Source organism: Bradyrhizobium sp. BRP19 (genome assembly GCF_020194195.1).
GTDB classification, from domain to species: Bacteria; Pseudomonadota; Alphaproteobacteria; order Rhizobiales; family Xanthobacteraceae; genus Bradyrhizobium; species Bradyrhizobium yuanmingense.
On the sequence record NZ_JADYVZ010000011.1, the window covers coordinates 232,440 to 238,669 of the forward strand.

Consider the following 6,230-nt stretch of genomic DNA (forward strand, 5'->3'; position numbering starts at 1 on the left):
AGCCCGCCGGTGAGACGCGACAGACGCTCGCAATCCGCGTAGTCGGCCACGCAGCCGACCTCGGCGACCACCGCCGCAATGGTGTCCTCGTCCCAACCACCCAGCGTTTCATGCTCGACGCCGAGGAGTGCCGCGATCTCCTGTGTCACGATGCCCGGCTGGCACAGCAGAAGAAAGCGGACGTTCTGCGCCTGGTCGACAATCGGTTTCAGGTCCGCCGGCGTCAGGCGATGGGCATTGTCGATCACGACATCGACACTCAGCGCGTCCTGACCGAGCTTGATGTTCAACGGCCAAGCGTCTCCATGCCCGACGCGCCCGGGAGGAGCCCTTGATGTCGCCAGCTTCCAGGAGTCCCTGGCGCGTCTTCACCTGCACATAGAAGCAGTCGGCCGCCCGATGCAGTTCTACGTCCTCGTCTCCTTCGACGACGATTTTGTCGACGCCGGCCGATCCGGCGCGCAGCAAGCAGTTCGCCAGATAGAGGTGCTGATACAGGAAGCCACGATGCACCGCTTCGATACGCACCAGTTGGCGCGGATCGAGCACGTTTGGTTTTGCCTCTTCGTTCTGCTGGGTCATTCCAACGCCTATTTCGATAGCGGCGCAATCGCGGCTGCTTGCTCGAACTCTGTAATGGAGCGCGCAGGCGGCCGACCGTAGGCGTCCATCAAAGTGTTCCAGAATCGGAACAGGAGCGCCCGCCGTTCGTTCGGCGTCCAGGACTCAAGTTCTTCGCCCACATCCGCACGCCCGCTGACAGCCGGGAAGCGTTGCGATTGGTATTGGCCAGGCAAGACAGTGTCGGTCAGATCGCCAGCACCCAGCTTGATCCCGATCCGGCCTTTACCGCCCATGGCTCTGATGGCGGCAATGCCCTTACGAAGAAACTCATCCAGCGGTGTGAACGGCAGCGCGGACGCGAAACACAGGCCGCCGCTGTTTTCAGCGAAGCAGTTGCTGTTGACCCCCCAAAGCTCGCCGTTCGACTGGAACCATTGCGTCGCATTCGTGACGTCCGTGTCGTCAGCGTTCCCCGCGATCCGCCCCCAGACTGACAGCGCGCCATCGCCATTGAGGCCCCAATCACCGTCCCGCCCCCGAATGTTCAGTCCCACGTCGGAGATGCGCTGTTCAAGCTCGACCCGGGCCGGCGCTGACCATTCGCTAGGCGCGATGCGTGCGAAGATCCGCGTCCCTTTTCCCAGTCGGACATTCCGGCGCTGCTCCTCCATTGCATTGTTGCGAAATTCGAGCTTCTTCTCAGCCGCCGGCCAAATGGTCGGATCGCTACTGCTCGACGGTTGCCAGGAAATTGGGGGTGGTGGTGCCTTTACCGGAGCCTGCTCAGCCAGGATGGGCATGATGCAGCTCTTCAGCACCTCCGCGAAGCGCTTCTGCTCGGCCTTGATCTCCTCCTTCGTGGCTCCATCCTTGAGGGTGTAGACCTTCGCGCCGCTTCGGTGACGCCAATCAAAGGGAAGCGCCACGGGACCGGGATAGTGCGCGCCGTTCGCTACGAGAATAATGCGGCCCTGTGAGAGCGCATGCTCGGCGTAGCCGAGTTCGGACATGACGTTCGGGTTCTGGAGGTATTTGGGCTCGGAACGCTTTTCGGCAGCTATGTTGGGCTGAAGTGCTACAGGGGCCGTCATGCCCACCGGGGTCATGTCCGCGACAAAGACGTTCGCGCCGGCGATCTTCTCCAGGATGGTCTTCGTGATGTCCGGCGTTCCAGCGACATTCTTGGTATCGTGATCGACCTCGGGACGCTCCGCCTCCTCATAGTCGGGATCGATGGCGATGAGCTTGCAGGCGTCCTTCAGCGCATCGCGCACAAAGTAGTGATGCAACTTCGGATCGCGATCACTCTGCCATGACCAAAATATCTTCATTGGAAAACATCACCTTCTACTATCAGCGAGCTTTGTCCCGAGCGCTCGCATTGTGTTTAATCAGGAATACCGGCAGCCATGCAAAGTGATCTGGCGTGGCGCCGCTCAATACGAGCACGCCGTCAAGAAGGAGCAGTATCCTCCCAGCGGACAGCTCGCAGAAACTCATCGCGGGTCAGGGCGCAGAGAGCGAATTCGCCGCGCTTCAAGGGGCCTCCAAGACGAGACGCTACGCCGGGGCCTGCAAGGTAGAAGATGTAAGGCCCTGCATTGAAGAGACGTGGGCTACCGCACGCTTCCACTTCTCGATGAACTGCTTGTTCGGGCCCACCCAGCGCATGATCGCGAATTCCTTGCCGTCGAGATTTACGACCCGTGATCCGAAATCGAGCGACATGTTGAAATACGTCCCAAGGAACGAGCTTTCGCTGTGAATGTGGACCAGCCAGAACATCCGGTTTCCGCGCCGATAGAAGGCCTCCCGCGCGTTTCGCTCGTCCTCGCTGATCGAGGAGTGCTGCAGCTCAAGGACGGTCGCGCGCGGGGTGCCGCTGCCGACGAGGACGTCTGCGCGGTGCAGCTCTCCTGTCGTCGGGTCGCGTAGAGCGATCTCGCGGCAGGACATATCGAAGAGTTCTTTCCAGCCGAGGTGCCAGGCTCCCTCCGGCTCGCTCCAGGGATCGCAATCACCCGCCTTGTGCCGCCAGTGGGACGTGTTCTCGACGGGCATGACGGCGGTGAGCAAGCCGCCGCAGTCGCGACACGTGGTCCGTTCACCCTTCGCGACGGGGGCGCGCTTCTGGTCGCCGACCCAGGCATAGAGCACGTTTATGGCTCCCCTTTACGCTTCGCTAAACCCAACAAGCACGACAATGGCGCTGCCGCCAGCCGATCGGCCGAGCCTTTGGTCAAAATGCATCCTCCCCCAGCAGACATCCTATCTCGCCGTCATTAGTCGACAGGCGAGCTCCTGCTCGCCCCAACGCGCAGCGAAAGTATCGGATACCTCGAACCAACTGCCGTCATTTCCGGCGCCGTGATAGAGGCCCATGCAGGAGCACTGGCACTCATGCCCAGTCGCATTCTGGCACGCAGGAGAGCATTTCTCTTGCTCACGGTAGGGCTGAATAACGTAGACTTTGCCATATTCGGCCAACGAGCGTTCGACGAAATCGTTGAACCAAGCTTTCGGCAGTTCCCAGTATTTCTTGCCGGCAATCCAAATAGGCGACGTTCGTCTACCATTCTGAAGCCACTGGCAATTCGTTTCCGCGAAGGGAAGTCGAACGCGCAAGCGCTGCCCTCTTCCCGTCCGCCGCAGTACGACCGGTATCCGCTCCTGCCCCCAGACGTAGTTCAGCGTCAGTTTGTCCATGTTCTATCGAATTTGTTTGACCGCCCGCATGACGCTCTCGGCTGTCGTCAAGCTAAGCCCCATGTCGAGGCAAAGTTTGAAGAACTCTTCTGGTGCATCCGTCTTGTCCAGACGATATTGGCGGGTGAGATCCCGAGCAAACTTTCCGATCGGAATGACATCACTAGAGGAAACCCACTGTGGGTTACCGACTTTTTCCTCAAATGCTGCAATGACGTCGTCGGGAAGATCGGCACCAAACAGAAAATATCGAAGATAACGGATAAAATGTGGATGCGTGTAAATGTCCGTACCTCTGCAACCATTTCTCTCGAATAGACCCTTGCGCGACGCTTTGATCCTCCCGTGATGGTATCGGGGGTCATTCCAGTAATTCAGCCTTTCTTGGGGAACTGCGGACCTGTCGCTCAGAGATTGGAGCAAGGTAAGGATCGGCTGCGCATTGGCTTTATAAGCTGCGTGGCCCTCATCATGATTGCAATGAGATTCCCTGAGATCGATCTTCGCGAGTGTCGCGGCCTCGCTCTCAGTCAGCTTGATATGATATTTCTCCATGTATCCCCTCTTCCGGCCTGAACACTCCGAGGCCGCTTCGCCTGATATTATTGTGCGCTACTCGTCGCAGGCCACGCGGCTCCCTTGCCACCAGAAACTCTAATCTCGGATCGACCTGCACCGCGCTTTTCCACGCGCACCTGCACGGCAATCCGCTCGATCATGGCAGCGACGTGCGTGATGACGCCAACCTTCTGACCTCTACCCTGTAAGGTCTCCAGCGCATCTACTGCTAAGTCGAGGGTCTCCGCATCGAGCGAGCCAAAGCCTTCATCGATAAACAGCGTGTCGACAAAGGACGATCGACCCTCAAGACCTGACAGCGCCAACGCCAGCGCAAGGGAGACGAGGAAACGTTCACCGCCTGACAGGCTTCGGGTGCCGCGGACCTCGTCGCCCATGTCGCGATCAATAATATGCAGCGTGAGATCGGACGCAGCCCCCCGCGCGAGCCTGTAGCGGGGTGTCAATGCATGGAGATGATCATTCGCCAATTGCACCATGTGGTCGAGCGTGATGCCCTGCACAAAGCGACGGAAACGATCACCGCTAGCCGAGCCGATGGGCATCGTCGACTGCTTGCCAGATTACGAGTTCCGCTTTCGCAGTTTCGATTTGCGCGGATAGATTTGCAGCGGCGCCGCGCGCCTCGTCGTCTCGCGCGAGCGTAGCGGCAAGTGCACCTGTCCGTTGTTGCAAGTCTCCGATTTCGGTTCCCAACGCCGCGACGACTGCGGCCAACTTCTCGACATCGGTGGTCTCGTCGAACCCTTCTAACGCCCGGTGTAAGTCATTCTGACGCGTCAGCACTGCGGTGCCCGCATCGTTCACGCCTCGATCGATCTCTCGAATTCGGACCCGTAACGCTCCGCTCAATGCTGGGTCGGTTGCGATCAGCGCCGCAACCTGATCTGGCGGGCGAGCAATATCCATGCAGGCCGCGTTGAATGCCTTTTCGGCTAAAGCGTTACGGCCTTTGGCAGTCTCCAATCCGGCGGCGGCCTCGTCGCAACGAGCGCCGGCCGCCTGGAACGCTGCATCTGTAGTGGATTTTGTCTCGCGCGCGCGAGCAAGAGCTTCACGAGTGGTCTGGCAAGCCTCGGCGATCCGAGCCCGGTGACTTGCTGTCGCCTCGCCATCGAGGAGTTCCGCTCTGGCACGCGCCTTCTCTCCCTCGGCCAGGCGACGCTGATCGAGAAGAAGCGCCGCCGCCGTTACGTGGGCCTGCGCGTGCCGAAGCGAGGCGTCCGCCGCCGCACGCTCGGGCGCCAAGCGCTGGAGCGTCATTTCAAGCTGGCCAACCTGCTCGCGCAGGGCGGCATACTCCGTCGCAACTCTCGACAGCGTGACGCCAACACCCGCGGGATCGACATCGAGGTAGTCGACGGCCAGACCAGCGGCAGCAAGAAACGGCGTGATTTCACGGCTAATTGAAATGAGGCGCTCAGCAAGGCCCGCCGCCTGGACCGTGTACTCAGTTGCCTTCAATTGCGCAGCGTGGAAATCAGACGTCTTTGGTCGATGGAGCGCGCGGTCGTCTCGATCACCTCACCGAGCGCGTCATGCTCCCGCTGCAAACTGTCGATCTCTGTCCGAAGACGCCGGGAGCTTGCGAGCGGAGACGCAATGGCTGATCGTTCTGCGATCGCGACTGAGATGAGGGCCGCCAGTTTCAACGCAGCCTGGTCATCGAGAACGGGAGGTATGTTCCCCTCGATCCCAGCCTTCGTGCAGAGATCGTCCAACGACGACCACTGTTCGCCAAAAGCGCTGTTGGCAGCCAGAACTTGTCCGCGCGCCACATCGATGCCGCGATTTGTCTCCGCCTGGCGCGCTTCTCCAGCGGAGAGCGCGCGCGTTGCGGCATCCAAACGTTGGCCTGTCGCGGTCAACGCGGTATCAAGTTCTTCGCGCCGACGGCGAAGCCTAGCATTACAGTTGCAATTTTTTCCTGAGATGGGCTTTGCGCGCGTTGGCCTGATGGGCCCTACGCCAAGACGACCATGCGAGGATATGGGCGTGCGGGATGCGCCGCTGGGCAAGCTTCATGGCGAGGCGCCGGATTTCCTGGATCGACCAGCGGATCAAGAACGATGCTTCGGTCGAGGCCGCGGTCGTGTTTTTTTAAGCAACGACCCGGTGTTGGCCCGATGACGGATGACGGCCATCATGGCGAAGGCAAGCATGACGAGTGCGACATGGCGATGCCAGCCATGCCAGGAGCGGGTTTCGTTGTGATCAAGGCCGAGCTCGTTCTTGGCGGTTTCGAAGCTGTCCTCGATGGCCCAGCGATGGCCTTCCACCGACACCAGCTTCTGCATGGACGTGCCTTTGGGGCACCATGTGGAGAAGAAGGCCAAGCTGCCGTCGGCGATGTTGCGGCGGATCAGAAGACCCCGCGTCCA

The 6,230-nt window shown here is 60.2% G+C and carries 9 protein-coding genes; 1 reads left to right on the plus strand and 8 read right to left on the minus strand.

Annotated features, from left to right (window positions below):
• Positions 1-110 precede the first annotated feature (110 nt).
• Entirely contained in the window at positions 111-335 is a 225-nt protein-coding gene (locus I6F36_RS40040; protein ID WP_225140943.1) for a hypothetical protein, read from the plus strand.
• Between the two features lie 255 nt (positions 336-590).
• On the opposite strand, the gene I6F36_RS28175 is transcribed toward I6F36_RS40040, so the two are convergent.
• From I6F36_RS28175 to I6F36_RS28210, 8 genes are all read right to left on the minus strand, one after another.
• Positions 591-1,895, minus strand: coding sequence for a hypothetical protein (locus I6F36_RS28175; RefSeq protein WP_225140941.1), 1,305 nt, complete (start codon positions 1,893-1,895; stop codon positions 591-593).
• Between the two features lie 229 nt (positions 1,896-2,124).
• Positions 2,125-2,721, minus strand: coding sequence for a competence protein CoiA (locus I6F36_RS28180; RefSeq protein ID WP_225140939.1), 597 nt, complete (start codon positions 2,719-2,721; stop codon positions 2,125-2,127).
• Positions 2,722-2,832: 111 nt separating this feature from the next.
• Positions 2,833-3,270 (minus strand): hypothetical protein, encoded by a 438-nt coding sequence (locus I6F36_RS28185; protein ID WP_225140938.1) that lies wholly within the window; start codon positions 3,268-3,270, stop codon positions 2,833-2,835.
• Between the two features lie 3 nt (positions 3,271-3,273).
• A complete protein-coding gene (locus tag I6F36_RS28190; protein ID WP_225140936.1) occupies positions 3,274-3,825 on the minus strand; it encodes a hypothetical protein in 552 nt (183 codons plus the stop codon).
• Positions 3,826-3,872: 47 nt separating this feature from the next.
• Positions 3,873-4,394 (minus strand): SbcC/MukB-like Walker B domain-containing protein, encoded by a 522-nt coding sequence (locus tag I6F36_RS28195; RefSeq protein ID WP_225140934.1) that lies wholly within the window; start codon positions 4,392-4,394, stop codon positions 3,873-3,875.
• Positions 4,375-5,313 (minus strand): hypothetical protein, encoded by a 939-nt coding sequence (locus I6F36_RS28200; RefSeq protein WP_225172604.1) that lies wholly within the window; start codon positions 5,311-5,313, stop codon positions 4,375-4,377. The genes I6F36_RS28195 and I6F36_RS28200 overlap by 20 nt, the downstream gene beginning before the upstream one ends.
• Entirely contained in the window at positions 5,310-5,717 is a 408-nt protein-coding gene (locus I6F36_RS28205; RefSeq protein WP_225140928.1) for a hypothetical protein, read from the minus strand. The genes I6F36_RS28200 and I6F36_RS28205 overlap by 4 nt, the downstream gene beginning before the upstream one ends.
• A gap of 192 nt (positions 5,718-5,909) precedes the next feature.
• Positions 5,910-6,230: transposase (locus I6F36_RS28210; RefSeq protein ID WP_225140926.1), on the minus strand; the 321-nt coding region annotated here is incomplete at its 5' end.

Bases quoted from the DNA above. Each gene is read 5' to 3' on its own strand.
- I6F36_RS40040 (WP_225140943.1), top strand. From the start codon at position 111: ATGCTCGACGCCGAGGAGTGCCGCGATCTCCTGTGTCACGATGCCCGG.
- I6F36_RS28175 (WP_225140941.1), bottom strand. From the start codon at position 1,895: ATGAAGATATTTTGGTCATGGCAGAGTGATCGCGATCCGAAGTTGCAT.
- I6F36_RS28185 (WP_225140938.1), bottom strand. From the start codon at position 3,270: ATGGACAAACTGACGCTGAACTACGTCTGGGGGCAGGAGCGGATACCG.
- I6F36_RS28190 (WP_225140936.1), bottom strand. From the start codon at position 3,825: ATGGAGAAATATCATATCAAGCTGACTGAGAGCGAGGCCGCGACACTC.
- I6F36_RS28195 (WP_225140934.1), bottom strand. From the start codon at position 4,394: ATGCCCATCGGCTCGGCTAGCGGTGATCGTTTCCGTCGCTTTGTGCAG.